Below are 1,495 nucleotides of genomic sequence, written 5' to 3' on the forward strand. Positions count from 1 at the left end.
TCCGGCGCATGCCGGTCGCGCCGGGCGAAGGCGCGCAAGTGGGCGATGATCGAAGCCATGCGCCCGGTCAACTCGCTGATCAGCTTGAGGTTGCCACGGGCGTCGTCGGTGCGCTCATGGTCGAGCAAAATCCCGGCGTTTTCCGCGTAGCTGCGAATCGCCGCCAGCGGTTGGTTGAGCTCGTGGCTGATGCTGGCCGACATGGTGCCCAGCGCGGAAAGTTTGCCTGCCTGCACCAGGTCATCCTGAGCCCGCACCAGTTCCTGCTGGGCATGTTCACGCTCCAGCACTTCCTGTTTCAGGCGCCGGTTGAGGCCTTCCAGGTCGCTGGTCCGCTCGATCACGCGCATCTCCAGTTCGCGACGGGCCTTGGCTTCGAAGGCGATGCGTTCCAGGTAGTGACGACGGCGCTGCATCATCAGCCCGAGCAACAGCATCAGCACCAGCAAGGCGGCGCCACCCACCGCGACCACGGTGCGCACCGGGCGGCTGATCAAGGTGCGTGGCGCGAGAATCTCGACTTTCCAGCCGGTTTCGGCGATGTCGGTGGATTGGCGCACCCACGCCGTCGGGCTGAGGCTCAGCGGCTGCGGGTCGCGGGTCGGATAGGGCTGGATGGCGATGATGGCGCGGCGTTCTTCATCCGTCAGCGGCCGGGTGGCACGAAAGCGCCATTGCGGGCGCGAGGTCAGGATCACCACGCCGTTGTGGTCGGTGACCAGCAGTTGTTCGGGGGTGTTGCCCCACAGGCTTTCGGTGTGGTCCAGGTCGACCTTCACCACCAGCACGCCGATGATCTTGTCACCATCTCGCACAGCGGCGGCGAAGAAGTAACCGCGTTTGGCTGAGGTGGTGCCCAGGCCGAAGAAGCGCCCGAGGCGCCCGGCCATGGCTTCGCTGAAGTAGGGGCGAAAGGAAAAATTACGCCCGACGAAGCTGTCCTGCTTGTCCCAGTTGGACGCGGCGAGGGTCTTGCCGGTGGTGTCCATCAGGTACATCACTTCCACCCCGGCCTGGGCGGCGACGTCCTTGAGCAGGTGGTTGGCGTTGACCAGGTTGGTGCTGACGTGAGGCGCGTCGATGGCGGTGCGCAGGGCCGGCAGGTCACCGAGGATTTGCGGCAACACTTCGTAGCGATGCAGGGTGCCCAGCAGGTTGGCGACGTACAGGTCCAGCGTCTGGCGGTTCTGACCGGCCAGTTCGTTGCGGTAATAACGCTCGGCCAGGTGCTCCAGCGGCCACAACAGCGGTGCCAGGCATAGCGCCAGCAATGCCAGGCTGCGCCAGCGGGGTCTTCGCGGAAGGGGTGGAGTCATGGGAGTCGTGCGCCTGTGGGTACAGGCGCATTATGCCTAGTGCTGCTCGGCAAGACACTCGCGCAATGCGTCATGCCACTGCGGTTGCGAGACATGCCATTGCTGTTGCAGGCGGCTGCAATCGAGGCGCGAGTTCAGCGGGCGCCTGGCCGGCGTTGGATAGGCGCTGGAGGGAATCG

At 65.3% G+C, this 1,495-nt stretch carries 2 protein-coding genes; both read right to left on the bottom strand.

Going from position 1 to position 1,495, the window contains the following annotated elements; all coding sequences use genetic code 11:
- A partial coding sequence (locus tag HX846_RS25880) for a cache domain-containing protein (protein ID WP_178966359.1) occupies nt 1-1,316 on the bottom strand: 1,316 nt, incomplete at its 3' end.
- 36 nt (nt 1,317-1,352) lie between these two features.
- Nucleotides 1,353-1,495 (bottom strand): sugar nucleotide-binding protein (locus HX846_RS25885; RefSeq protein WP_178966360.1); only part of this gene is annotated, 143 nt, incomplete at its 5' end.

The sequence above is a fragment of the Pseudomonas sp. K5002 genome (genome assembly GCF_013386655.1).
In the GTDB taxonomy this organism is placed as follows: Bacteria; Pseudomonadota; Gammaproteobacteria; order Pseudomonadales; family Pseudomonadaceae; genus Aquipseudomonas.